We start from the raw sequence: 25241 nt of genomic DNA, 5'->3' as shown, positions 1-25241 counted from the left end.
TGCGAACCATCGCCGCGCGGACAACAACGGAGGGCCCCCCAATCCGGGGTCATCGAGAAGAGGGAAACATGCAACAGCACGAAGAAGCCGCGGCGACCGGCGGCCTGACCGGATGGCCGCTGTCGGAGTTCCGCAAGCGCAAGCTCGACATCCGGTTCACCGGATCGGGCAGCGAGTATTTCCGGATCTGGATCGTCAACCTGCTCCTGACGATCGTCACCGCCAGCCTGTACTGGCCCTTCGCCAAGGCGCGGCGCATCCGCTACTTCTACGCCAACACGCTGATCGACGGCCACGCGCTGTCCTTCCACGGCGACCCCTGGAAGATGTTCCGCGGCCACCTGCTGCTGCTGGTGCTGATGGGGACCTACTCGGCGGCGGGCCACTTCTCGCCGATGGCCGGCTTGATCGCCTTCGGCGTGATGGCCGCGATCTGGCCGGCGCTGTGGCGCGCGGGCATGCAGTTCCGGCTCGGCAACACCGGCTGGCGCGGCCTGCGCTTCGGCTTCGCCGGCACGCTCAAGGGCGCCTACGGCCCGGCGCTGCCGATCTGGATCTGCTCCGCCGTGATCCTGCTGGTGCAGGTGGTCGGCGGCCCGGCGGGGCTGCCGGTGGACGGCAAGCCGCGCTTCGGCATGGTCGAGAAGGTGGTCCTGCTGGTCGCCGGCGCCATCCTGCTGCTGACGCCCTGGGTGATCGCCGCGGCCAAGCGCTACCAGCACAACGGCTACCGGATCGCCGCCCAGCACGGCGAGCTGCGACTGGGCGCCGGCCCGGTCTACTGGCTGAGCCTGAAGACCCTGGGCGTCACGCTGCTCATCACCATCCTCATGCTGGTGCTGGCGGGCGCCGGCTTCGCGATCGGCATGTTCGTCCTGCACTCGCCGAAAGCCGCCAGCGCCGCGGCGGTCGTGGGCGCGATGGTCGGCTACCTGCTGTACTTCGCGCTGCTCGGACCGTTCTTCACCGCCCGCTTCCAGAACCTGGTCTGGAACGGCACCACCACCGAGGACCTGTCCTTCACCAGCCAGTTGAAGGTCGGCGCGTTGACCTGGCTGACGCTGAAGAACTGGGTGCTGACGCTGGTCACGCTAGGCCTGTACCGGCCCTTCGCGGTCGTGCACACCACGCGCCTGCGGCTGGAAGCCGTCAGCGTGACGATGGACGGCGACCCCGAGACCTGGGTGGCCGGACAAGGCAGCGCCCCGCAGGACGCCGCGGGCGAACTCGCCGGCGACTTCTTCGGCATCGACATGGGCCTGTGATGACGGGCCAGGCCTCGGGCGCGCCGACGCTGCTGGCGGACTACTTCGACGGCCGCAGCGCCCGCGCGCGGCCGGTGCGTCTGTGGCTGGAGCATGCGCAGCTCGTCATCCACGACCAGGACCTGGACGGCGTCGAGCGGCGCTACCCGATCCGGCAGGTGCAGTGGCCGGAGCGGACGCGCCATGGCCAGCGCCAGGCCCAGCTGCCCGACGGCGGCGTGCTGAGCACGCGGGACGCCGTCGGCTGGGACGACTGGGCCGCGGCCGCGACGCAGGGCCGCGGGCTCGGCGGTGGGCTGGCGGTGCGCTGGTTCTCCAGCTGGCGGCATTCGGTCGTCGCGCTCGGCGTGGTCGTCGCCGTCGGCGCGGTCGTCTGGCAGTGGGGCGTGCCGGCGGCCGCCGACACCATCGCCCGGCATCTGCCGGCCTCGGTGGGCGAGTCGATCGGCGACGAGTCGATGGACCAGCTCGACGGCTACCTTCTCAAGCCCAGCCGGCTGGACGCGCAGGCGCAGCAGCAATGGCGCGCGCGCTTCGCGGCGATGGTCGCGAGCCAGCCCGGCGAGTTGACGCCCTACGAGCTGCACTTCCGCGATGCCGGCGACACCATCGGTCCCAACGCGTTCGCGCTGCCAGGCGGGCACATCGTCGTCACCGACGCCCTGCTGAAGCTGCTGGGCGACCAGCCCGACGCGGTGCTCGGCGTGCTGGCCCACGAGCTGGGCCATGTTCGCGAGCAGCATGGGCTGCGGCTGACGATGCGCGCCAGCCTGAGCGGCGCGCTGCTGGGCTTCGCGATCGGCGACTTCTCCAGCCTGCTGGCGGCGGCGCCGGCGGCGCTGACGCATGCCAGCTATTCGCGCGACTTCGAGCGCGAGGCCGATGCGCAGGCCAAGCGCCTGCTGATCGACAGCGGCCGTTCGCCGCGCGCGATGCTGCTGCTGTTCGAGCGCATCGGGGCGTGGCGCGCGGCCAGGACCGCGCAGGCCAAGGCCGAGCGCGCCTCCGAGCCGAAGACGCTGGGCCGCGAGGTCGGCGAGCACGCCAAGGCGGGCGCTGGCGAGCTGCTGCGCATCGCCTTCAACACCCATCCGGCCGACGAGGAGCGGATGAAGTTCTTCGAACGCTGACCGGCCGGGCCCACCGCCCTGCCCGGCACGCGGGCTTCCGCCGGGCGGCACGAGCGGCTCCTACACTCGCCGCTCCCCATTCCCGTGGAGTTCGACATGAGCGTCTCCAGTCCGGCGTCGGACGCCGGCTACGTCCTGTACGGCACCCAGGGCTCCGGCTCGTCGATCGTGGAGATCGGCCTGCGCTGGTGCGAGCAGGCCTACCGCACGGTGCACGCCTCGTCATGGGAGGACGCCTCGGCGCAGGAGGCGCTGCGCGCGCTCAATCCGCTGATGCAGATCCCGACGCTGCGCACGCCCGAGGGCGAGGTGCTGACGGAAAGCGGCGCGATCCTGATGCACCTGGGCCTGCGCTTCCCGGCGGCCGGGCTGCTCGGCGACGACGAGCGCCAGCGTGACCGCGTGCTGCGCGGCCTGGTCTACATCGCGGCCAACTGCTACAGCTGCATCAGCGTCATCGACTACCCGGGCCGCTACACCACCCGCACCGACAAGGCCGATCACGACGCCATCGTCGCCGGCACGAAGGCCCGCCTGCATCACCACTGGGCGCTGTTCGCGGACATGTTCCCCGGCGATCCATGGCTCAGCGGCGCCCGGCCGGGCGCGCTCGACGTGATGGCGGTGATCGTGTCCAAGTGGTCGGGGTCGCGGAAGTTCCTCGAGGAACAGCGGCCGGCCTTCTTCGCGCTGCTGCAGCGCATCGAGGCCCTGCCCCACGTCGCCGAGGTCTGCGCGAAGCACTGGCCGCCCAAGCCATCCTGAGGCGGCCCGAGCCCTCGCGGCCGCGCGTTCAGGCCGCCTGGTAGCGCGGGAGCAGCCGCACGTGGGTGTAGCGGGCCGGGCGCTCGATCGGCTCGCGCTGGGCGTCGATCGGGGCGAAGCCGCAGCGGCTCCAGAAGGACGCGGACTCGGGGCTCTCGCAATTCACATGCAGGCGGCTGAAGTGGCCTTGCGCGCTGGCCAGCACCGCGTTGACCAGCCGCCGCGCCAGGCCGTGGCCTCGCCAGGCCGGGTGCACGTAGAAGCGCCGCATGCGGCCGGTGCCGGGACGTCCCGGCGCGGGCTCGACGTTCAGGCCGCCGACCGCGATCGCCTGGCCGTTGGCATCGAACCAGGCCCACAGCGATTCGCCGGGTTGCTCGTAGCGATTGGCGCCGCTGCGCCATTCGTCCATCAGCCGGCCCAGCATCTGCCAGCCCTCGCCCTGGCTGGCCGCGAGCAGCGGCGCCCACGCCAGGGGATCGATCTGATGCACACGGATCAGGCGCGGTGCGACGCCATCGGAAGCCAGCGAAACCATGGGACGAAGCGGTAACCAGACGTCAACCGAGCGGGAAAGGCCGGATTAAGCAGCAAGCCCACGCCCCTCACATCAGGGACAACCCGCCTGGCGTCGGGCCTGTCCAACGCCAGGGGCAATGCCGTGATCGATGTCCCGATCACCGCTGCGCGGACCCTCGATCAACGCGGCGGTTCCGGCTTGGGCGCGCTGTCCGGATGCTCGATCCAGGCCTTCAGCCCCGCCGCGCGCGCATGCTGGGGCGAGAGCTCGATGAACGCGCGGTACGCCGCCTGCGCCCCCGCCTCATCGCCGGCGCGCAGCAGCGCATCGCCGAGGTTCAGGTGGGCCAGCGCGCGACTGCCGTCCATCTCGATGGCCTTGCGGTACCAGCGCGCGGCCTCGGCCGGCTTGTCGCGCTTGTAGTAGATGAAGCCCAGGTTGTTGGCGGCCAGCGCGAACTTGGGCTGCAGCTTGAGCGCCTCGGTGAAGGCGGCCTCGGCCTCGTCGTAGCGGCGCTCCTTGTAGAGCTGCAGGCCGCGGTCGTTGGCGCGCTGCGCCGCGACGCGCGCGCTGATCGGCGCGGGGGCGGCGCTGGTCGCGATCGCCGTGTCCGTGCCGTCCAGGCCCTTGAGCGTGACCTGCACCGCGGTCGCGCTCGCCGCGGCCGCTCCCGGCGCGGCGCCCGCCGGCGCGGTGGCCTGGGCGACCGGCTGCAGCTGCGCATTGCGGGCGTCATCGGCCTGCTTGGCCAGCGCGCTGGCCTTGGCGTCGAGCTGGTTGCTGTCGCCGCTCAGCGCCTGCTCCTGCGCGGACGCCAGCTCGAAGATGAACTCGCCGCCCTCGCTGCCGGGCAGGCTGCCGAAGGCCGGCGTCTGGTGCGCGATCGCCGACACCGCCGGCGCGACATAGGCGGCCAGCTCGGTCGCGGTGATGAGGCCGTCGCCATTGAGGTCGGCCTTGCCCGACAGCGCCTGCAGCAGCGTCCAGGTGAACACCGAATGACCACCGGGGCCGTCGTCGGCCACCTGCTGGTCGGCGCCGCCGGCCGTCATCATCTGGCGGCCCAGCCGGCGCGCGTTGTCGCGCACGAAGTTGGCGCTGCTGCCCGCCGCGCCACCGCGCGTCAGACCCAGGCCCGAGTAGCAGGCATCGATGACGAAGAACGCATGCTTGGCGGGCAGCGCCTCGCTGAGCTCCTGCAGCTGCGGCATCGCGATGGCGTCGGTCTGCAGGTCGTCGGTGCCGGCGTCGACCGGGATGATGTAGCCGACGTCGCGCCCGCTGGGCAGCTTGCGCGTGCTGCCATGGCCGGCGAAGAAGACGAACACGCGGTCATCGCGCTTGAGCCGGCCATCCCCGCCCTTGCGCGCCATCGCGTTGAGCGCGCGCAGGATGTTGGCGCGCGTGGCGTCGCCATCGGTCAGCGTGGTGATGTTCTCGGGCCGGAAGCCGAATTGCGTGCGCAGCGTTTCCTGGATGGCCTGGGCGTCGCGCACCGCATGCTGCAGGCGCGGCCAGCTCTTGTACTGGTCGATGCCGATCACCAGCGCGACGCTGTCGCGGTAGAGGTTGGCGCCCGCCAGGTCCGGCGCGGCCTCCACCGCGGGCGCGTCGACGGCGACGATCCGGCCGTCCTTCCAGGCCGCGAACTTGTAGCCCTCGGCCTTGAGCTGGTCCAGCACCAGCGGCAGCGCCTCGACGGTGCGGGCGTGGATGTCGTGGAAGAGCACGATGCCGCGCTGCTGCTTGCCGAGCTCGCCCAGCACGCGCGCGGCGATCGATTTCGGGATCGGATCGGACCAGTCCAGCGAATCGACGTTCCACATCATCGAGCGCAGCTTGAGCGCCTCGATCGCGCCCAGCGCCGCGTCGTTGCGCGCGCCGTAGGGGAAGCGGAACAGCGCCTGGCCGTCGCGGCCGGCGGCGTCGAGCAGCGCCTCGGTCGAGCTCGCCTCCTGGCGGACCTTGTCGAGCTCGAACTTGGACATCACGCCATGGCTGAAGCTGTGGTTCGCGATCGGGTGGCCGGCGGCGAGCACCCGCTTGGCGACCTCGCTGCCCGGCCCCGGCTTGACCTTGCCGCTGGCGTCGACGCTGCCCAGGTTGCGGCCCAGTTCGAAGAACACGGCCGGCGCCTGATAGCGCTTGAGGATCTCCAGGATCTCGTCGGTGTAGCGCGGATGCGGACCGTCGTCGAAGGTCAGCAGCACCGTCTTGGGCGGCAGCTGGCGGCCGAAGAACTCGCGCTCCTCCTTGCCGGGGCCGCGCGTGGCGGCCGACGCCGCGGTCCCCGCCGTGGCCGCGGTCCCTGCCGGCGTCTCGGCGACGACGCTCGGACGCGCCTGCAGGTCGGGCAGGATGGTCGCGTAGTCCTTCAGGATGCGCTCGCGCGCGTAGAGCGCCTTGAGCTTGGCGACGTAGTCGGTCCACTTCTCGCGCTTGGGCACGATGCCGCGCTGCGCGAAGCGGCCGAAGGTGTCGCGCAGTTCCTGCTCGTAGGCGTCCTCGATCTCGGCCAGCACGCCCAGGTCCTCGCTGGCGCGCTTGGCCAGCTTCAGGCCGGCGATGCTCTGCGAGGTCGAGAACTGCTGCGAGAGCTGCGTCAGGAACTCCTTGAACGCGAGCCGGTCGGCGTCGAACCACGACGGCTCCTGCTCGATCCGGTCCAGCAGCTGCGACAGCGCGGCCAGGCCGGCGGGATCGGTGCTGCGGGCCGCCGTCTCGCCGAGCGCGCGGATGCTCTCCTGCATGTCGTGGAACAGCATCAGGCCGACGGCGCGCACCGCCTCGCGTTCGGCGGGCTTGAGCGCGGCCTCGCCGTCCATCAGCACGATCATCTGGCGATGACGCGCGAGCAGCTCGTCGCTCTGGCGCAGCAGCGTGGCGCTGATCGCCGGATTGGCGGAGGCCGCTTCCAGCGGGGCCAGCGGCTTGGGCGCGTCACCGGCCGGCTTGCAGCCGCTCGTCAGGGTCATCGTGGCGGCGCACGCCGCGGTCGTGAGGGCGCTCATCCAGACGGCGCCCTTGCGTTGACTTCTCTCTTGCATGCCTTCCCTCGAAGCTTCACGCGAGGCGGGTCGTGCCGCCTCGTCGGCGCCGCGCTGGCGCCTGCCGGAGGCCGCGCCTCGGGGGGCGGGGCGGGTCCGGAGCGGGGGCTATTGTGACCCCCTCTGTAGAATCCGCGGGTTTGTCCCACCCCCTGAACGGCCGGTCCGGCCGGCGCGCGCCATGAATCTCTCCGCCCTCACCGCCCTGTCGCCCCTGGATGGCCGCTATGCGTCGCGCATGGCCGCGCTGCGCCCGCTGCTGTCGGAGTTCGGCCTGATGCACCGCCGCGTGCAGGTCGAGATCGAATGGTTCATCGCGCTGTCGGATGCGGGCCTGGCCGAGTTCAAGCCGCTGCCGGCCGCGACGCGCGAGTTCCTGCGCGCGCTGGTGACCGATTTCTCGGAGCGGGACGCGCAGGCGATCAAGGACATCGAGAAGACCACGAACCACGACGTCAAGGCGGTCGAGTACTGGATCAAGCAGCAGTTCGCCGGCAAGCCGGAGCTGGAGGGCGCCGGGGAATTCGTGCACTTCGCCTGCACCAGCGAGGACATCAACAACACCAGCCACGGCCTGATGCTCAAGGCCGCGCGCGAGCAGGTGATCCTGCCGGCGTTGGACCGCGTGATCGCCAAGATGACCGAGATGGCGCAGGCGCATGCCGCGGCGCCGATGCTCAGCCGCACGCACGGCCAGACGGCCAGCCCGACGACGGTGGGCAAGGAGATCGCCAACGTGGTGGCGCGCCTGCGCCGCGCCCGCGCGGTGATCGCCGAAGTCAAGCTGCTGGCCAAGATGAATGGCGCGGTGGGCAACTACAACGCACACCTGTCGGCCTATCCGGAGAAGGACTGGGAGTCGTTCAGCCGCTCGGTCATCGAGCAGCAACTGGGCCTGAGCTTCAACCCGTACACCATCCAGATCGAACCGCACGACTACATGGCCGAGCTGTTCGACGCCGTGACGCGCGCCAACACCATCCTGGTGGACTGGTCGCGCGACGTGTGGGGCTACGTGTCGCTGGGCTACTTCAAGCAGAAGACCAAGGCGGGCGAGATCGGCTCGTCGACGATGCCGCACAAGGTCAACCCGATCGACTTCGAGAACGCCGAGGGCAACTTCGGCCTGGCCAACGCGGTGCTGACGCACCTGAGCCAGAAGCTGCCGATCTCGCGCTGGCAGCGCGACCTGACGGACTCGACGGTGCTGCGCAACATGGGCGTGGCGCTGGGCTACGCGCTGCTGGGCTATGACTCGCTGAGCAAGGGCCTGGACAAGCTGGAGCTCAACCAGGCGGCACTGGACGCGGACCTCGATGCGTCGTGGGAAGTGCTGGCGGAGCCGATCCAGACGGTGATGCGCCGCTACGCGCTGCCCAACCCGTATGAGCGGCTGAAGGAACTGACGCGCGGCAAGTCGATCACCCGCGAATCGATCCAGCAGTTCATCCAGGGCCTGGAACTGCCCGAGGCCGAGAAGCAGCGCCTGCTGGCGATGACGCCGGGCAACTACATCGGCACGGCCGAGGCGCTGGCCAAGCGGATCTGACGCGTCCGCGACGGCGGTCGATGACGTTCAAAGGCCCGGCTCTGCCGGGCCTTTGTCGTTCTTGAGCGCAGAACACCACCCATGGAGCGCCCGGTCCAGTGCGGCGATCGCCAGGGCCATGCCTGCGAGGGCGCCGGCCATGGCCGCGAACAGCGCTGGATACGACCAGTTTGCGCAGCAATCGCGCAGGAGGAGCATCGACGCGGAAAAAAGCGTAACGGCCAACAGGCGTGACACAAGACGGAGAACGAAGTCTGGAAGGCAAGGCATGAGCAAGGCTCGATCGGCAGCAGGAGGCACGATTCGACCTCCCGTGGCCACCGCTCGCCATGACCTTCATCGGTAGGCGCGTCTAGGACATTCCCCGACGCAGCGGACCTGTCTCGCTCATGAAAAAGAGGGCAGTGCATCACTGCACTGCCCTCGCACCTTCCGGGAATCAGGGGGTTTCGGGTGTCGCTCAGGAGCAGCCCGGAAGGCGCCGGTGCCGGGGGGAATCGGCACCGGTCAACCGTGACGGTCGATCAGAACTGGTAGGCCAGGCCCATGCTCAGTCGATCGTCCTTCTTGTTGAAGCCGTTGGCCTGCGGCATGTCGTTGTAGCGAGTCGCCTCGGCGCGCAGCGAGACGTTCTTCGTCAGCGCGTAGTCGACGCCCACGCCCAGCTTCAGGCCCGTCTTGTCCTTGTCGCCCAGGCCGTTGTTGAAGTCGCGCTGGGCGTAGGCCAGGCCCACCTTGCCGTAGACGCCGAAACCGGCGCCCAGCGGCGCGCGGGCGATGCCGTCGAGCGCGTAGACCTTGTTCTTCGCGGTCACGCCGTCGAAGCTGACCTTGCCCAGGTCGGTGTAGGAGATCTCGGCCGCGAAGTTCTCGTTGAACTTGTAGCCGCCGAAGATGCTGTAGCTGTCCGAGGTGCGCTTCTGCGAGTTGCCATCCACGCGCTGCGTCGTCTTGCCGACGTCACCACCGATGTAGTACGGGGTCACCGGGTCGGCGTGCGCCACGCCAACGCCCAGGGTCAGCGCCGCGGCGGCGACCGCCAGCAGGCCGGCCTTCTTGCCGTTGATCGAGGTGCGGGCGTTGTTGTTGTTGCGGTTCATTCGAAACTCCTTCAGAGCTGTTGATCGATGTCGTCCGGGGGTGCCTTGGACAACCGCCAGGCTCGTTCGACATGGAGCTCATTCTGGGAATTCGACCCGCCGGTGTCTGTGGACCGAGTTGGGCGCTTGTGTGACCGTCGATGACAGCGGCGCGCGCGGCGCAACACGAAGCTTCACAGGGCGGCTTGCGCACGCGGCGCGAGGTCTTCAGCCTTGCGCCGACCAGTGCAGCAGCAGCCGCGCGCCGCCCAGGCGCGGCGCCTCGCCCAGGCGCGCGTGACCGCCGTGCGCATGCGCGACGTGCCGCACGATCGCCAGCCCCAGGCCGAAGCCGCGCGTGCCGCGACCCTTGCGCTCGAGCCGCTTGAAGGGCTCGAAGGCCGCCTCGCGCAGCGAGGGCGGCACGCCCTCGCCGTCGTCATCGATCGCGAGCCAGAGTTGCCCCGCCTCCACCCAGGCCGACAGCAGGATGCGGGCCTTCGCGTAACGCGCCGCGTTGCGCAGGCCGTTGCGCACCGCATAGGGCAGCAGGCGCTCGTCGAAGGGCAGCGCGGCGGGCAGGCGCAGGTCGGTGTCGAGCGCCTTGCCGTCGAGCAGCGGCGCCAGCGAGGCGGCCTCTCGCGCCAGCATGTCGCCCAGGTCGCCCTGCACCACGTTCGGTTGCAGTGCGCCCATGTCCAGCCGCGCCAGCGTCAGGCTCGCGTCGATCAGCTCGTCGAGCTCGTCGATGTCGCGCTCGCAGGCCATCACCGCCTGCTCGCGCCGATCGCGGTCGTCCTCGTCGACCAGCGCGTCGACCGCGAAGCGCAGCCGCGCCAGCGGCGTGCGCAGCTCATGCGAGACCGCACCGGTCAGCTCGCGCTGCGTCGCCATCGCGGCCGCCAGCCGCTCCAGCATCGCGCGCGTCGCGGCGGCCACCGGCGCGAACAGCCGGCTCTTGAGCGGCGGCAGCTCGGTGTCCAGGCGTCCCGCGCTCAGCCGTTCCGCCGCGCGCTGCAGGCCGCGCAGGTCGCGCCACAGCGGCCGCAGCTGCCACCACGCGATCAGCGCGACCGCCAGCGCGATCACCACCGCCACGCCCAGCTGCGCCGCGAGCTCCTTCGGCAGCTCGCCCGCGCGCTTGGAGTCCAGCGGCCCGAGCAGCAGCAGCTGGTCGGGTTCGCCGGGCAAGGCGGCGTAGATGCGGCGGTTGAAGCCGGTGACCAGCACCTCGCCGCGGCCCAGCCGGCGGCGCTGCTCGGCGCTGAGCGGCGTGAGGTCCGTGCGCACGAGCCGGACCGGATAGTCGAACTGCGCATCGAGCTCGCGCACGCGCTCGCGCCGCGCCGGCGGATCGAGCGGGGCGAGGTCGCGCACCAGCAGGTCGACCGTGCCGCGCATGAAGTTGCGCACGTAGTCGTTGGTGACCTCGGACGCGCCGATCAGCACCAGGCCTTCGACAAGCAGGATCAGCGCCAGCACCGCCAGCCCCAGTCCCAGCGCCATCCGCAGCAGCGAGGCGCGCAGCGTCATCGCGGCCATCAGTCGATCGCGAAGAGGTAGCCCTGCCCGCGCACCGTCTTGATCCGCACCGGCGCCTGCGCGTCGTCGCCGATCTTCTTGCGCAGCCGCGAGATGCGCGCGTCGATCGCGCGATCCAGGCCGTCGAACTCCAGGCCGCGCAGGCCCTGCATGATGTCGTCGCGGCTGACCACCTGGCCGGCGCGCTGCGCCAGGAAGTTCAGCAGCTCGTATTCGGCGGTGGTGAGCGCCACCGGCTCGCCATGCAGGCGCAGCTCGCGCGACTGCGGCAGCAGCGTCAGCGGCCCGAAGTGCAGCGCCTCGCCGACCGGATGCGCGGCGGGCAGCGCGTCCCGGCGCAGCAGCGCCTTGAGGCGGGCCAGCAGCACGCGTGGCGCCACCGGCTTGGCGATGTAGTCGTCCGCGCCGCCCTCCAGGCCGAGCACCTGGTCGATGTCGTCGTCGCGGGCGGTCAGCATGACGATGCGGCCGGCGAAATCGCGCCGGGTGTCGCGCAGCACGTCGAAACCGTCCTTGCCCGGCAGGTGCCCGTCCAGCAGCACGAGCTCGAAGGGCTCCTGACGCATCAGCGCTTCGCCGGCCAGGCCGTCGCCGCAGACGGTGACGGCGTAGTTGGCCTTGTGCAGCGCATCGGCGACCAGTTGCGCCAGGCGCTCGTCGTCCTCGATCAGCAGGATGCGCGCGGCGCTCTGAGCAGAAATGTCCATGGCCGCGAGCATAGGCGAGGCCCCCTGCCGTCGACTTCAGCCACGCTTAAGCGCGCGCGCCACCGCGCATACGCGCGCGCGGCGATCAACGACCGGCCGTCAGCGGTCGGCGGGCACGTCGAGGCGCCAGCCGGCGGGCGTGCGCACGGCCCGCAGCGTCGGGTCGTCGGCCAGCGGCGCCCAGCGCTGCGCCAGGTGATCCAGCGCCTGCGGCGAGAGGTCGGTGCGGCTGGCCATCACGCGGTCGACGGCCTCCGGCGTCAGGCAGGCGGTCAGCGCCGCCCGCGCCGGTCCGGTCAGCGCCGCGCGCCAGCGCAGGCGCAGCGCGGCGATCTCCTCGGCGTCGCTGCGCTCGACCGGGTCGTGCCAGGTGTAGACGCGCGAGAGTCCCTCATGCGCCTCGGTCTGCTGCTCGCCTTCGTCGGTCATGCCGATGGCCACCAGCACGCGGCCCGAGGGGTGGTTCTCCGGCGCCGTCGTGCCCATCAGGTGCCGCATGCCCAGCACCTGGCGGCAGTAGTCGAAGGTCGCCGACGCCGCCTCGCGCGCGTAGCCGTGGCCCCAGAAGCGCGCCGGGAAACCGTAGCCGATGTCCGGATGCGGCAGCCCCTCGCGCTGGATCACGCCGGCCAGACCGAGCAGTTCCCCGTCCTCGAGCCGCTCGACGGCCCAGAAGCCGAAGCCCAGCAGCCAGTAGCGCGCCTCCAGGCGCTCGCGGATCCAGGCGGCGGCCTGCTCGTCGGTGCGCACCTGCGCGTCGTAGATGTGCTCGATCCACGCCGGCTCGTTGAGCAGCCCGCGGACGAAGGCCGCATCCGATTGGCGAAACCACCGCAGCCGCAGCCGCGCCGTCCTCAAGACTTCCATCCGCGCCTCCCAGCGCCCGTGAGCGTCGTCCGGCACCGGCGGGTCCGATCGGGGCCCGCCAGGCAAAAGCGGGACAATACCGCACCCCGCCGGCCCCGGTCAGCGCCGACACGCCCGGCCCCCCGAACGACTTTCTCCCGGACACCTCATGAAATTCATGCAGAAGCTGCAGGCCGCCGAGCGCCTGAACGACTCCCTGCTGTGCGTCGGCCTGGATCCCGATCCCGCCAAGTTCCCCGCCCACTGGAAGGGCGACGCCGGCCGGATCTACGACTTCTGCGCCGCCATCGTCGACGCGACCAAGGACCTGGTCAGCGCGTTCAAGCCGCAGATCGCCTACTTCGCCGCGCACCGCGCCGAGGACCAGCTCGAGCAGCTGATGGCCCACATCAAGCGCAACGCGCCGCACGTGCCGGTGATCCTGGACGCCAAGCGCGGCGACATCGGCGCCACCGCCGAGCAGTACGCCCGCGAGGCCTTCGAGCGCTACCAGGCCGACGCGGTGACGCTGTCCCCGTTCATGGGCCGCGACTCGGTGGAGCCCTACCTGCGTTATCCCGACAAGGGCGCCTTCCTGCTGTGCCGCACCTCCAACCCCGGCGGCGACGATTGGCAGATGCAGCGTCTGGCTGACGTGCCGGGCCAGCCGCGGCTGTTCGAGCACCTGGCCGCGATCGCGCAGGGCGACTGGAACACGAACGGCCAGCTCGGCCTGGTGGTCGGCGCGACCTATCCGAAGGAGATCGAGCGCGTGCGCGAACTCGCGCCGACGCTGCCGCTGCTGATCCCCGGCGTGGGCGCCCAGGGCGGCGATGCCGCGGCCACCGTCGCCGCCGGCTGGCGCCGGGACGCCGGCACGGTGATCGTGAATTCCTCCCGGGCGGTGCTCTACGCGTCCGCTGGCGAGGACTTCGCCGCCGCCGCCCGCCGTGTGGCGCTGGCGACACGCGACAGCCTGCGCCCCGCCACCACCGCCTGACCGGGGCCTCACGGCGCTCGCCAACTAATTGGCAGAAACCCCGGGCGCGAGCCGGCAGGCGCGTGTTTCGGGATTTCTCGACGCTTCAGATCGGCCCCCGCTCGCCGAGACTCCGTTACCGGACGTTGCACTCCGAGGCCGCCGCGCGCCGAACCGGCTGACGCGGCCCTCGTCCCCCTGTCGCCGCGAGAGCGACCGCGCAAGGTCCCCGGACACAACGAGTTGGGCAAGGTCGAGTGAGCAAGGATTCCCAGGACGATCTGAGCAGTCTGGTGGGGCAGGAGCTGTCGCGCGGCGACCGCCTGCCCGCGACGCTGCAATGGCGCGCCGCGCGGCTGTTCATGGCCGCGTGCGTGCTGCTGTCCGGGTTGGCGGGCCTGCTGCTGCTGGCCAGCGCCGGCGCGGCCGAGCCGCTGCGCGGCCTGGTGCCGCCGGCGCTCGCGCTGGTGACCACCTTCGCCGCGCTGGCCATGCTCTGGAAGCTGCCCGCCGACCGCGGCCCGGCCGCCACCCTCCTGCTGATGGGCCTGGCGATGGCGACGGCGCTGTCGCTCGCCGTCTCGCGCCAGCTGGGGCTGAACGCCGCCAGCCTCGGGATCATGGGGCTGATGGTCGCGCTGGGCACCAGCATGATCGGCCTGGGCGCGGGGCTGTCGCTGTTCGGTCTGGGCCTGGCGGCGCTGGGCGGACTGGCATCGGCCGAGCTCGGCGGCTGGATCCACGTCGGCACCGCGCCGGTCGGCCTGACCGCGCGGCTGATCACGCAGCTGCTGCTGCTCAGCGCCGGCCTGGTCGTCGGCCTGGGCACCGCCAAGCTGATCCGGCGCGCGATGCAGGAGGTCAACGAGCGCCACTCGCGCTTCCGCCACCTGCTCAACATGGCGGCGGACTGGTACTGGGAGATGGATCGCCAGTTCCGCTTCACCCACCTGGCCGAGCACCACGCCGGCGCGTCCGGCCTGTCCATCGCCGAGCGGCTGGGCCGCGCGCCCTGGGAGATCGAGCACCTGGGCCTGTCCGACGAGGAGCTCGACGCGCACCGCGCCGACCTCGAATCGCACCGCCCCTTCCGCGGCCTGGTGATGCGCCGCACCGCCGAGGACGGCACGCTGCGCTACGTCTCGATCAGCGGCGAGCCGCGCTTCGACGCCAAGGGCAACTTCCGCGGCTACTGGGGCGTGGGCCGCGACGTCACCGACGAGGTCCAGACCGAGCAGGCCATGGTGGCCACCGAGACCCGCTACCGCGAGCTGTTCCGCCGCTCGCCCTCGCCGCTGGTGCTGCACCGCTGGGGCCGGGTGATGGACGCCAATCCGGCGGCGATGGCGATGTTCGGCTACACCCAGCGCTCGTCGATGATCGGCCAGGACCTGTTCTCGCATTACGAGCCCGGCGACGAGGAACGCGCCCGCCAGCGCGCCGCCAAGATCGAAGCGCTGCCGGTGGGCGCGATGCTGCCGATGACGGAATTCCGGCTGCGCACCCTGTCGCGCCGACGCCGCCTGGTGCAGGCCACCAGCGTGCGCGTGGACGCGGCCACCGGTCCGGCGACGCTGTCCTTCTTCATCGACCAGACCGAGACCTCGCGCGCGCAGGAGGCGCTGCGGCGCTCGGAGGCGCTGCTGTCGCACCTGTTCGCGACCAGCCCCGACGTCGTCACCCTGACCGAGACCGTCAGCGGCCGCTACGTGATGGTCAACAAGACCTATGAGTCGATGAGCGGCTACAGCGCCGACGAGGTCCTGGGCCGCACCGCCGAGGAAGTCGGCATCTGGCAGGACATGGAAGACCGCGAGCGGCTGATCGAGGCGCTGCGCCAGCAGGGCCGCGTCAGCGACATGTCGGCCACCTTCGTGAACCGGCGCGGCCAGGCGATCCCGATGCTGCTGTCGGCGGCGCCGTTCGTGCTCGACGGCGTGTCCTACCTGGTGGTCAACGGGCGTGACGTCAGCGACACCGAGCGCACCCGGCTGGTCCACGCGGCGATCCTGGAGAACGCCTCGATCGGCATCGCGCTCACGCGCGACCAGCGTTTCGTGCAGGCCAACCGCCTGGTGGAGGAGATGTTCGGCTGGCCCGCCGGCGGGCTGATCGGCCAGCCGGGCAGCGTGGTGTGGCCGGGCATGGACGACTACGACGCGGTCGGCCGCGAACTCGGTCCGCGCCTGGCCGCGGGCGAGCAGGTCGAGGCCGAGCGCCTGATGCGGCGCCGCGACGGCAGCCGCTTCCTGTGCCGGATCCTGGCCCGCGCGGTGGACCCTAACCACCCCAGCCGCGGCGGCACGATCTGGATCATGGAGGACGTCACCGAGCGCCGGCGCGTCGAGGCGGCGCTCGCGCAGGCCAAGGACGAGGCGCAGGCGGCCAACCGCGCCAAGAGCGCCTTCCTGGCCAACATCAGCCACGAGATCCGCACGCCGCTCAACGGCCTGGTGGGCCTGGCGCGGCTGCTGCAGCAGCCGGACCTGGCCGGCGACACCCGCAGCCACTACCTGGACCAGATGGTGGACAGCGCGGAAAGCCTGTCGGGCTTGATGTCGGACATCCTGGACCTGTCCAAGATCGAGGCCGGCCGGCTGACGCTGGAGACGGTGCCCTTCGCGCTGCGCGACATGCTCGCCACCATGCGCATGGGCTACCTGACGCTGGCGCAGGCGCGCGGGCTGGGTTTCAGCATCGACGTGGAGGACGCGGTGCCCGGCTGGGTGATCGGCGATCCGGTGCGCACGCGCCAGATCCTGAGCAACTACCTGAGCAACGCGCTGAAGTTCACCGAGCAGGGCAGCGTCGCCGTGCGGGTGCGCCGGCTGGACGAGCGGCGGCTGCGCATCGAGGTCAGCGACACCGGCCCCGGCATCGCCGAGGCGATGCACGAGCGGCTGTTCCAGCCCTTCACCCAGGCCGACGAATCGACCACGCGCCGCTACGGCGGCACGGGGCTGGGGCTGTCGATCTGCCGGGAGCTGGCCACGCTGATGGGCGGCCAGGTCGGCGTGGAGAGCCAGCCGGGCGCCGGCGCGACCTTCTGGGCCGAGTTGCCGCTGCCCGCCGCGCCCGCACCGATGAGCGCCCAGCGCCGCGCGCCGGCGGACGATGCGGAGCTCGCGGGGCGGCGCATCCTGATGGTCGAGGACAACCCGGTGAACATGATGATCGCCGTGGCGATGCTGGAGCAGTGGGGCGCGGAGGTCTCGCAGGCCAGCGACGGCAGCCAGGCGGTGGAGGCGGTGACGGCGGCGGCCAGCATGGGCAAGCCCTTCGACGCGGTGCTGATGGACGTGCAGATGCCGGTCATGAGCGGCCACGAGGCCACGCGCCAGCTGCGCCAGCGCTACGACCCCGCGCAGTTGCCCATCGTCGCGCTGACCGCCGCGGCACTGGTGCAGGAGCGCGACGAGGCCCTCGGCGCCGGGATGAACGAGTTCCTCACCAAGCCCATCGACGCGCAGCGGCTGCGGCAGGTGCTGGTGAGGCTGACGGCGGGGTGATGGCCATGACGTGGTTTTCTCGCATTTCAAGTGCGCGAAAACCACGATATCCGCTCCGCAACCGCTGAATCTTGAGATAGGGCGGCCAGTCTGGTAATTTTCGCGCACTTGAAGTGCGAGAAAATCACATGAGCCTCTACCTCGTCGGCGAGAACCTGGACGCCAACCGCGGCTACCGCAGAGCGGAAACAGGCGAACTGATCCAGCTGATGCGCGGCATCTACGTGGACGCCGGCGATGACGCGGACGACCTCGTCCTGCGGCATGCGGTGCGCATCGCGCGCTATCTCTACCCCCGCGCCTTTCTCTCGGCCGCGAGCGCCGTGCTGCTCGCGCCGACCCGTGATGGTCGCCTCTACATCTCGGGGCAGCGCAGTCAACGCACACGGCTGCGCGGCCTGGAGATCGTCCAGAACCGCGCCCCGGCGCGCCCATCCACGATCGACGCCGTGGTCGCCGATGGATGGGGCGAGCTGCCGATCCCGGTGTCCTCCCTGCGCCAGCGCTTCCTCGAGGCGTTTCGCCTGCGCAGCGAGCACGCCCAGTCGATGGACCTGGCGATGCGCGAGGCCCTGGCCGCGCGACTCGTGCAGGAGTACGGCGACGCGCAACGCGCTGCCGATGCGCTGTGGACACTGGCGCGCGACAACGAGTGGTACCGCGAGGGCGAAGGCGCCGAACGCTTCCTGAAGCAGCAGTCGGACGGCCCGATGCGCAATGAGGCTGCGTTCGACCTGACCGTCGCCTGGCATGGCCTTGCGCTAGGAGACCTGGCCCATGACGGCACCGAATGGCGCTGGAACGCCAGCAGCGCCGGTCCGGTGCTGCCGCCGCTGATCCGCCAGACCACGCCGGGACGGCTGCCGCCCTTCATCGTGTCGCTGCTGCCGGAAGGCTGGCTGGAGTCCGTCCTGCACGACGCGAGCGACCGTGACGTCCTGCGGCGCGGCAAGCGCTACATGTCCAACATCACGATCTCGGAGCGACGCGCGGAACTGGCCGCCTTGCCGCAGGACAGGCTGACGACGCGACTGGCCGACTTCACGCGGGACGGCATGTTCAGCGGCCACTACGCCGGGCCACGGCGCGACGCGATGGACGCCGACTTCGCCCACCGCCTGGCGCAGCTCTTCGCGAACCAGCAGACGCCGCGGCTGTCAGGCGTGCAGGTCAAGGCCCCCATGCACCTGGCGGCGGACGGCACGCTGCTGATCGCCACGCACCTGCCCTTCACCCACATCCTCAAGCCGGCAGGTGCCGCCGGCTTCGAAGGACTTCCGGTGGCGGAGTGGATCGGGCTGAGGCTGGCCCGCGGCGTGGGCTTCGAGGTCCCTGATCACGCGCTTGTCGCGATGCCCGACGACCTGCCGGCGGCGCTGATCGTGGAGCGCTTCGACATCCGCCTTCAGCTGGACGACACCCGTCTCCTGGCGATGGAAGACCTGTGCTCGGTGCTCGCGCTCGATCCCAGGGACAAGTACACCGGCACGATGGAGCGCGTGGCCCGTGCGGTGCGCGCGCTGTCGACGTCGCCCGACGAGGACATCATGACCTTGCTGCGCCGGGCGCTCTTCGCCTGGCTGATCGGCGACGGCGACATGCACCTCAAGAACATGGCGATGCTCAAGACCGCCCAGGAAGGCGCTGCCACGTTCCGGCACGTGCGGCTCGCGCCGGTCTACGACACCTTGACGACCCGCGTCTTCCCCGGGCTCCAGCATGACGCCATGGCGCTGAAGGTGAACGGCAAGGCCCAGCGCCTGCGCCGCGCCGATTTCCTGGCCCTGGCGGCGATCGCCGACCTGCGGGCGGGCGACGCGAAAGCCGCCATCGACGAGATGCTGGCGTCGATGACGGCGGCGCTGGACCAGTTCGCCTTGCCCCCGTCCCTCCAAGCTGACTCGGCGGCTCTCGCGCTGAGCGAGCGGGCGCTCCAGGTGACGCGGGAGCGTGTGCGGGATTTCGATTGATCGGCGCCCCATCCGTCCACCGTCCACCGTCCACCGTCCACCGTTCATCCGTTCACCAGGAACGCGGCCGCGACGCAGTGGCGCGGCGGCGCGCAGCGGACCTCCTCATCTGGCGCTCAGGCTGGCCCCCTTCCAATCCGCCGACTGCCATCGCTGGAACGCGCCCAGCATCGCGGCATCGCCGGCCTGGCGCTTCGTCTCCAGCGTGTCGAGGTCGACCTGCTCGTAGCTGCGCTTGTAGCGGCCTTCGGCACGCGATTCGCGCGCGACCAGCAGCTCCTTGCCGCCCGGCACCCAGCCGGCGAATTCCGCGTAGCCCAGGCCCGGCTGCGCCGCCACCGGCGGCAGCGCCGTCATGCGCCAGCCCTGCGCGGTGCGGCGCAGCAGCCAGAGTTCGCGCCAGCCGTCGGCCGGCACCGAGGCGATCGCGATCGCATTGCCCTCGCGGTTGATCCGCGCCGAGGCCGTCATCACCAGCCCCCACGCGCAGTGGCGCAGCAGCGGCGGACTGCCCTCCTTGGCGCCGTTCATGGCAAGCGTTAGGCAGGTTTCGCCCGGCTGGCCCGGCAGCACCGTCAACGTGAAACCGCCCAGCGTCTGCGTCGACGGCCCCGCGGGCAACGCCGCCCAGCGCATCGCGTTGCCGCGCATCGCCGCGTCGTTGTAGTCGCGCTGATCGTCGTCCGACAGCTCAGCCGGCACGATGCGCGCGAAGGCCTCCAGCGCTCGACGCGACGCGGCCGACGACGCATCCACCTGCAAGCTCGCGACCGGCACGCCTTCGCCGGCACCGGCACCGGCACCGGCACGCCGCGCGCGGATGAAGGACAGGCTGCTCCACACGCCCGACTGGCGCATCAGCACGCGATTGCGCCAGTGCGTCGCGAGCGCCGGATCGCGCAGGTCGACCTTGTCCAGCACGTCCGCGCGCCACTGGTCCATCTGCTCCCGCTTCGGCGGCGTCGCGGCCGGATCCAGGCAGTCGACACGCGTCAGCGCGAGCGCCGCGCGCGCCTTCTGCTCGGGCGTCGAGGCCGGCATCGCCAGCACGCGCCGGAACGCCTCGCCGTCGTAGCAGAGCTGCATCGCGCCGGCCTCGCGCTCCAGCGAGCGGAAGCGCAGGCCGTAGCGCGCGGCCACGTCGAGCTGCGCGGCCACCTGCGTCTCCGCCGCCGTCGTCGAGCCATCCGCCTTGGGCTGCACACGCGAAGCGCGATCCGCCAGCCGCTCGGCCAGCGTGCCCATCGCGTCGAGCGCCTCGGCACCGTCCGCGCCGTTGATCTCTTCCGCGCTCGCCGCCTGCACGTAGGCGGCGGCCAGGCCCAGCCCGAGCGACTCCGCGCCCGGCTGCTGACGCACGACGCGCAGCGCGGCCAGCAGCGCCTCCGGCTGCGCGGCCGGGCCGGCCAGCGGCAGCAGCGCGGCCTTGCGCACGAAGCCGCCGCGCTCGCGGCGGTAGTCGTAGACCTGGAAATGATCCGGGCGCTCGCCGCGGATCTCCAGCGCCTCGCCGCGCCACAGCTGCGCCTGGGCAGGCGAGCCGTCCTTCGCCGCGGCGCGCAGAGCGACGTTGTCCTGCACCACCAGCGCCGTGCGCACCGGCGCGATGCCGTCAGCGGCGCCCGCCCGCTTGATCGGCGGCTTCGGCGCGACATCGTCCGTCGCCGCGTCGGCGGTGTGAACGCACAGCAGTTGCACGGCGACAGCGGCGATGGCGGCGGCCATCACGAGCTTCATGCGGCCCATGGCATTCCCCTTCCCGACGGCATCGGCCGCCGGGGTGTTCAAGGTCGTCAAGGTGTTCCTGGCGTTCATCGCGTTCATGGCATTCATGGCCTTCACTGGGCACCCTGTTCCTGGGCGGGCTCCTGCTTCGTCCCCAGCAGCGTCTTGCCGATGAAGCCACCATCGGCCGGCGGCGGCGCGATGATCACCTGCACCTTGTCGGACAGCTTGTCGGCCATGGCCTTCTGGATCAGCAGCGGATGGCGGCTCAGCAGCGCGCCCTCGGCGGCCATCTGGTCGACGGCGACCTTGCCGATGCGCGTCTGGCGATACGCCTCGGCGTCGGCCAGCTTCTCGCGCGCCTTGGCCTCGCCGTCGGCCTCGATGCCACGCGCCTGCGCGTTGCCCTCGGCCATGCGGACCCGCGCGACGCGCTCCGCCTCCGCTTCCAGCTGGCGCTGCTCGACCTGGCGCTGCTTGAAGGGCAGCACATGCTTCATCGCCTCCTCCTGGCCCTTGGCGGCGATGACCTGCTCGCGCGCCGAGGCCTCGGCGGCCGTCTCGCGGCGCACCTTCTCGGCCGCAGCCTCGAGCTCGGTCTGCTTGACCTGCTTCTCCTTGAGCTCCAGCGTGTAGCGCATCTTCTCGCTCGCCAGGCCCTCGGCCAGCAGGTTCTCCAGCCCTTCGCGGTACTCGTGGGGCAGGTCGACGTTGCCGATCTCCAGGCCGCGCAGCACGATGCCGTCCAGCGCCAGCTTGCGGCGCAGCTCGCCTTCGAGCGCCGCCTGGATGGGGCCGCGCTGCGTCGAGAAGATCTCGCGCACGGTGTGCGTGGCGATCTGGCGATAGACGATGCCCTGCAGCGCCGGGGCGATCACGTCGCCCTCGATGTCGTCGGGCAGCGAGGCGGCCAGCTGCGGCAGGCGGCTCGGGTCGACGGTCCAGCGCACCGTCAGGTCCAGGCCCAGCGACAGGCCTTCGAGCGACTGCAGCGGCGCCTCGCCATCGGCGCGGGCGAAGCGGGTCGGGTGGTAGCTGCGGTCGCGCACCGGCAGGTCGCGGACCTCATGCAGGCCGGGCAGCTTCAGCACCGAGCCCGAGCGCGCCTCGGTGATGCCGCCCGTCAGCGTGTTGGTGCGCAGCGTGACGGCGCCGCGCGGCACCTCGTGCACCGGCGGGTGCGTCACCAGCAAGGCCACCGCGCCGGCCACGGCCGTCAGGCCAGCCAGCCAGGGCAGCGCGCGCACCAGGCCCGCGCCGGCGCGCTGGCCGAAGCCGTCGGCGCCGGCGGTCGTGCGCTCGAGGCCGGCGCCTTCGTCGCCGAGGTCGGTGCCAAGACCGGCACCGGCGCGGCGGGAGAAGCCGGGCAGTCGAGCCTTCAGCCGGGCAGCGGCGTTGCGGATCGATTGCAGGCGGTCGTTCATGAGGTCCTCCGGGGTGCCCGCTCACGGGCTGTTGGGATGTCGCTCATGGTCCGGAGACGGCGCGGAAGCCTCAATGCGGGCGGGTGGCGCCTCCCTTCACGGTCCGGAAGAAACCTTCACGGGGCGGCGGCGCGCGGGCGGCCGGGGCTGTCCATAATCCGGCGCCATGGTCATCCCCAGGAACAAGGTCGCCGTCATCGAGGACGACCGCCCCACCAGCGAGCAACTGGCCGGCTGGATCCGCGCCGCGCGGCCCGAGTTGCAGGTCGATCAATGGTTCGACCGCGACGCCGCCGAGGCCGCGCTGGCCCGCGAGCGCTACGAGATGGTGGTGCTCGACATCGAGCTCGGCCGCGAGCGCAATGCCGGCATCGCGCTGATCAACGAGATCAACAAGCTGGGCGCCGGCACGCCGGTGCTGGTGGTGTCGGCGATGCCGGCGGCGATCTACCGCGGGATCATGAAGGCGCTCGACGCCTGGGACTACCTGCAGAAGACCAGCTTCGACGAGGCCGAATTCATCGACACCTTCCTCGACATCCTGCGCGCCGCGCGGGCCCGCGCCAGCGCCGAGCCGGCCGCCGCCGCGCCGCACGCGCTGCAGCTGGACCCGCTCTGGCAGCGCAGCCCGCTGTGGAAGGGTCAGCGCATCAACCTGCCGCTGACCGCGCAGCGCATCCTCGCCACGCTGCATCAGCGCGCGCCGGAGGTGGTGTCGTACGAGGAGCTCTACGACGTCGTGAAGAGCGGCCGCACCCGCGACAACGTGCGCAAGCATGTGTCCACGCTGCGCGAGGCGCTGAAGGAGGTCGATCCCGCCTTCGACGCGATCGAGAACGTGCCGATGCGGGGATTCAGGTGGCACGGTCCGCGATGAAGGCGTCCGCATGAAGCTCGGACCGGTCGAGCTGCCGGCGCTGGCCGTGCCGCGCTTGGGGCTGGCGGCGTTCCGGCGTCGCGCGGTGGTGCACCTGGCCTTCCTGCTGCTGGCGCTGGCGACGGTGGGCCTCGTGCTGACGGTGCTGATCGACCAGAAACAGCGCGCCTACCAGCGCTACGCGCAGGGCTTCCGGCAGTCGCTGGCGGAGATCGTGCTGCAGCTGCGCCATCCGAGCGGCCAGCTCGCGCTGCTCAATCCGACGATGAGCGCCGGCGGCCGCGACGGCCAGGCGCCGGTGCTGCTGCCGTTCTCGGCGATCGACTTCGACGACCAGAACAAGGCCCAGCGCGCCGTGGAGATGGCCGGCTGCGGTCTGCGCTGGCCCGACGGCGCAAGCCTGTGCGCCGCCGTCGGCGCGAACGCCTATGCGGGCGGCTTTCTTTATCTCGTCGGCAGCTTGGAGAGCGGCCCGCTGACGGGGCGCCAGCATGGCGCGCTCGACCTGGCCGGCGTGCATCGCGCCCGCGTCACGCTGACGCTGCGTGGTGAGACCCAGACCTGGATCGCGCCGTTCGAAGGCGCTGCCGCGGTCGACGGCACGCAGCGTGGCCGCCTGACCGGCTTCGTCGGCGCCGGGCCGCAGTTGCCCGGCAAGGCCCGGCCGGTGCGCGAGTTCCGCGGCTGGCTCTGGCGCGAGGGCCCCTGCGCCGAAGGCAGCAGCGGTCCGGACTGCCCGCGGCGGACCTTCTATTCGATCCGGCTGCCGGTGGAGGCTTTCCAGGCGGCGCTCTTCGACGCCGCCGGGCAGCGCGCGCGGCCGGTGTGGCCGCCGGCCGACCTCGACCAGGCGCGGGTGCGGGTGGAACTGCTCGGTCCCGCCGAGCCGGCGAGGTCGGCCCCGGGCGCATCGATGGCCGCGGCGGCGGCTGACCCGCCCGCGAGCGACGCTGCGCGTGGCGACGGCCCGGTGCTGTTCGACAGCGCACGGCCGGGCGCGTCGCTGGCGCAGTCGCTGGACCGCATCGGCGCCTCGCTGCAGCCCGGCGAGACGCTGCGCATCGAGCGCCAGGGCCGGCAGCCGCAGACCATCGCGGAGCGGCGCGGGCCGGAGCTGTCCGAGCGCGCGCTGCCCTGGCTGATCCACGTGATGCGCCGCCTGCCGGTGCGCGGCGAGGTGCTGGGCGTGGGCGCCGGCACCGATGCTGCCGAGGTGCGCTGGCTGACCGCCTCCGACGAGGTCGCCACACCGAGCGGCCGCTACCGGCTCGAGCTGCGCGGCGACCTGCGCAGCCTGGACCGCCAGCTCGCGCTCGAGGCGCGGCCGCTGGCCTGGCTGGCGGCCGCGATGCTGGCCGCGGTCGCGCTGGCCTGGCTGATGGTGGAGCTGGGCCTGATCCGCGGCATCGCCGTGCTGACCAAGCGCGCGGCGGCGGTGTCCTACAACATGCAGGACGCGCGCGCGGACCAGCGCATCGGCGAGCTCGACGTGGCCGACCTGCGCGGCCGCGATGAACTCGGCATCCTGGCCGGCAGCCTGGCCGACGCGCTCAGCCGCGTGAAGGACGGCCTGCGTCGCGAGCAGCTGCGCGCCGAGCGCGAGCGCGAGATGTGGCATGCGGTGGGCCACGAGATCATGTCGCCGCTGCAATCGCTGATGGTGCTGCACGGCGCGCCGGACGATGCCAGCCACCGCTACGTGCAGCGGATGCAGCAGGCGGTGAAGGTGCTCTACGGCAGCGCGCCGCCGAGCGAGGCGCTGGCCTCCGCCGACCTGCATCCGCAGGCGCTCGACCTGGTCGCCTTCTGCCGGGAAATCGCGGCCAACGCGCATTACGCGGGCATCGACGGCGTCAGCTTCTCGACGGCGCTGCCCGAGCCGCTGCCAGTGCGGGCCGAGGCCTATGCGCTGGAGGACGCCGTCACCCACGTGCTGCGCAACGCGGACCGCTACCGGCCCGAGGGCACGCCCATTGCCCTCACGCTGGAGGCCGGCGAGCCCGGCGTGGTGCTGCTGCGCATCCACAACCAGGGGCCGCCGATCGACGCGGCGATGCTGGAGACGATCTTCGAATACGGCGTCTCCGACACCGCGCCGCAAGCCGCCGGGGAACGTCGCGGGCAGGGTCTGTTCGTCGCCAGGACCTACCTGGCGAAGATGGATGGCAGCATCCGGGCATTCAATGTGCCGGAAGGCGTGGTGTTCGAGATGAGCCTGCGCCGCGCCGCGGCCTGAGGCTTGAAACCCGCCGGAGCGGCCCGACGTGGCCTCGCGTTGCGCGCCCTTCCGGCCCGACCCCGCAGGAG

The 25241-nt window shown here is 71.6% G+C and carries 18 protein-coding genes; 9 read left to right on the top strand and 9 right to left on the bottom strand.

Features of this window, described 5'->3' with window-relative positions:
- Positions 1-68 precede the first annotated feature (68 nt).
- The 3 genes from BM393_RS19570 to BM393_RS19560 all read left to right on the top strand — a co-directional run bounded on the left by BM393_RS19570 (position 69) and on the right by BM393_RS19560 (position 3160).
- Positions 69-1265 carry a YjgN family protein gene (locus tag BM393_RS19570; RefSeq protein WP_175538424.1) on the top strand — a complete coding sequence of 399 codons (1197 nt, stop codon included), beginning with the start codon at positions 69-71 and terminating at the stop codon, positions 1263-1265.
- Entirely contained in the window at positions 1265-2395 is a 1131-nt protein-coding gene (locus tag BM393_RS19565; protein ID WP_091730668.1) for a M48 family metallopeptidase, read from the top strand. Before BM393_RS19570 ends, BM393_RS19565 begins: the two co-directional genes overlap by 1 nt.
- A gap of 96 nt (positions 2396-2491) precedes the next feature.
- On the top strand, positions 2492-3160 hold the full coding sequence (locus BM393_RS19560; RefSeq protein ID WP_091731899.1) for a glutathione S-transferase family protein: 669 nt from the start codon (positions 2492-2494) through the stop codon (positions 3158-3160).
- Positions 3161-3188: 28 nt separating this feature from the next.
- Here BM393_RS19560 and BM393_RS19555 read toward each other — a convergent pair whose 3' ends face one another.
- Both BM393_RS19555 and BM393_RS19550 read right to left on the bottom strand, forming a co-directional pair.
- The gene (locus BM393_RS19555) at positions 3189-3698 is read right to left on the bottom strand and encodes a GNAT family N-acetyltransferase (RefSeq protein ID WP_091730663.1); all 510 of its coding nucleotides are present in this window, start codon (positions 3696-3698) and stop codon (positions 3189-3191) included.
- Positions 3699-3859: 161 nt separating this feature from the next.
- On the bottom strand, positions 3860-6691 hold the full coding sequence (locus tag BM393_RS19550; protein ID WP_254783503.1) for a polysaccharide deacetylase family protein: 2832 nt from the start codon (positions 6689-6691) through the stop codon (positions 3860-3862).
- A 217-nt stretch (positions 6692-6908) separates the two neighbouring features.
- Here BM393_RS19550 and purB point away from each other — a divergent pair, with 217 nt between their 5' ends.
- Positions 6909-8276 (top strand): adenylosuccinate lyase, encoded by a 1368-nt coding sequence (purB, locus tag BM393_RS19545; protein ID WP_091730657.1) that lies wholly within the window; start codon positions 6909-6911, stop codon positions 8274-8276.
- A 27-nt stretch (positions 8277-8303) separates the two neighbouring features.
- On the opposite strand, the gene BM393_RS25975 is transcribed toward purB, so the two are convergent.
- From BM393_RS25975 to BM393_RS19520, 5 genes are all read right to left on the bottom strand, one after another.
- Positions 8304-8513 carry a hypothetical protein gene (locus tag BM393_RS25975; RefSeq protein WP_217648474.1) on the bottom strand — a complete coding sequence of 70 codons (210 nt, stop codon included), beginning with the start codon at positions 8511-8513 and terminating at the stop codon, positions 8304-8306.
- A 287-nt stretch (positions 8514-8800) separates the two neighbouring features.
- The gene (locus tag BM393_RS19535) at positions 8801-9376 is read right to left on the bottom strand and encodes an outer membrane beta-barrel protein (protein ID WP_091730649.1); all 576 of its coding nucleotides are present in this window, start codon (positions 9374-9376) and stop codon (positions 8801-8803) included.
- A 207-nt stretch (positions 9377-9583) separates the two neighbouring features.
- Positions 9584-10897: an ATP-binding protein gene (locus tag BM393_RS19530; RefSeq protein ID WP_091730647.1), complete on the bottom strand. Its 1314-nt coding sequence runs from the start codon at positions 10895-10897 to the stop codon at positions 9584-9586.
- Positions 10897-11604 (bottom strand): winged helix-turn-helix domain-containing protein, encoded by a 708-nt coding sequence (locus tag BM393_RS19525; protein WP_091731895.1) that lies wholly within the window; start codon positions 11602-11604, stop codon positions 10897-10899. The genes BM393_RS19530 and BM393_RS19525 overlap by 1 nt, the downstream gene beginning before the upstream one ends.
- 99 nt (positions 11605-11703) lie before the next feature.
- A complete protein-coding gene (locus BM393_RS19520) occupies positions 11704-12471 on the bottom strand; it encodes a GNAT family N-acetyltransferase (protein WP_091730642.1) in 768 nt (255 codons plus the stop codon).
- Positions 12472-12619: 148 nt separating this feature from the next.
- Here BM393_RS19520 and pyrF point away from each other — a divergent pair, with 148 nt between their 5' ends.
- From pyrF to BM393_RS19505, 3 genes are all read left to right on the top strand, one after another.
- Positions 12620-13450 carry an orotidine-5'-phosphate decarboxylase gene (pyrF, locus tag BM393_RS19515; RefSeq protein ID WP_091730638.1) on the top strand — a complete coding sequence of 277 codons (831 nt, stop codon included), beginning with the start codon at positions 12620-12622 and terminating at the stop codon, positions 13448-13450.
- A 236-nt stretch (positions 13451-13686) separates the two neighbouring features.
- Positions 13687-16938 (top strand): PAS domain S-box protein, encoded by a 3252-nt coding sequence (locus BM393_RS19510; RefSeq protein WP_091730635.1) that lies wholly within the window; start codon positions 13687-13689, stop codon positions 16936-16938.
- A 128-nt stretch (positions 16939-17066) separates the two neighbouring features.
- Entirely contained in the window at positions 17067-18908 is a 1842-nt protein-coding gene (locus BM393_RS19505) for a type II toxin-antitoxin system HipA family toxin (protein WP_091730633.1), read from the top strand.
- Between the two features lie 105 nt (positions 18909-19013).
- On the opposite strand, the gene BM393_RS19500 is transcribed toward BM393_RS19505, so the two are convergent.
- Both BM393_RS19500 and BM393_RS19495 read right to left on the bottom strand, forming a co-directional pair.
- Positions 19014-20741: a hypothetical protein gene (locus tag BM393_RS19500; protein WP_254783502.1), complete on the bottom strand. Its 1728-nt coding sequence runs from the start codon at positions 20739-20741 to the stop codon at positions 19014-19016.
- Positions 20742-20746: 5 nt separating this feature from the next.
- Positions 20747-22057: an SPFH domain-containing protein gene (locus BM393_RS19495; protein WP_091730629.1), complete on the bottom strand. Its 1311-nt coding sequence runs from the start codon at positions 22055-22057 to the stop codon at positions 20747-20749.
- Between the two features lie 166 nt (positions 22058-22223).
- Here BM393_RS19495 and BM393_RS19490 point away from each other — a divergent pair, with 166 nt between their 5' ends.
- Complete coding sequence (locus BM393_RS19490) at positions 22224-22934, top strand: response regulator (RefSeq protein ID WP_091730625.1); 711 nt, start codon at positions 22224-22226, stop codon at positions 22932-22934.
- Positions 22935-22944: 10 nt separating this feature from the next.
- Positions 22945-25170: a HAMP domain-containing sensor histidine kinase gene (locus tag BM393_RS19485; RefSeq protein ID WP_091730621.1), complete on the top strand. Its 2226-nt coding sequence runs from the start codon at positions 22945-22947 to the stop codon at positions 25168-25170.
- Positions 25171-25241 lie beyond the last annotated feature (71 nt).

Origin of the sequence: Mitsuaria sp. PDC51 (assembly GCF_900113225.1) — a bacterium.
Taxonomy (GTDB): domain Bacteria; phylum Pseudomonadota; class Gammaproteobacteria; order Burkholderiales; family Burkholderiaceae_C; genus Roseateles.
This window is presented reverse-complemented; position numbering and strand designations above follow the sequence as displayed.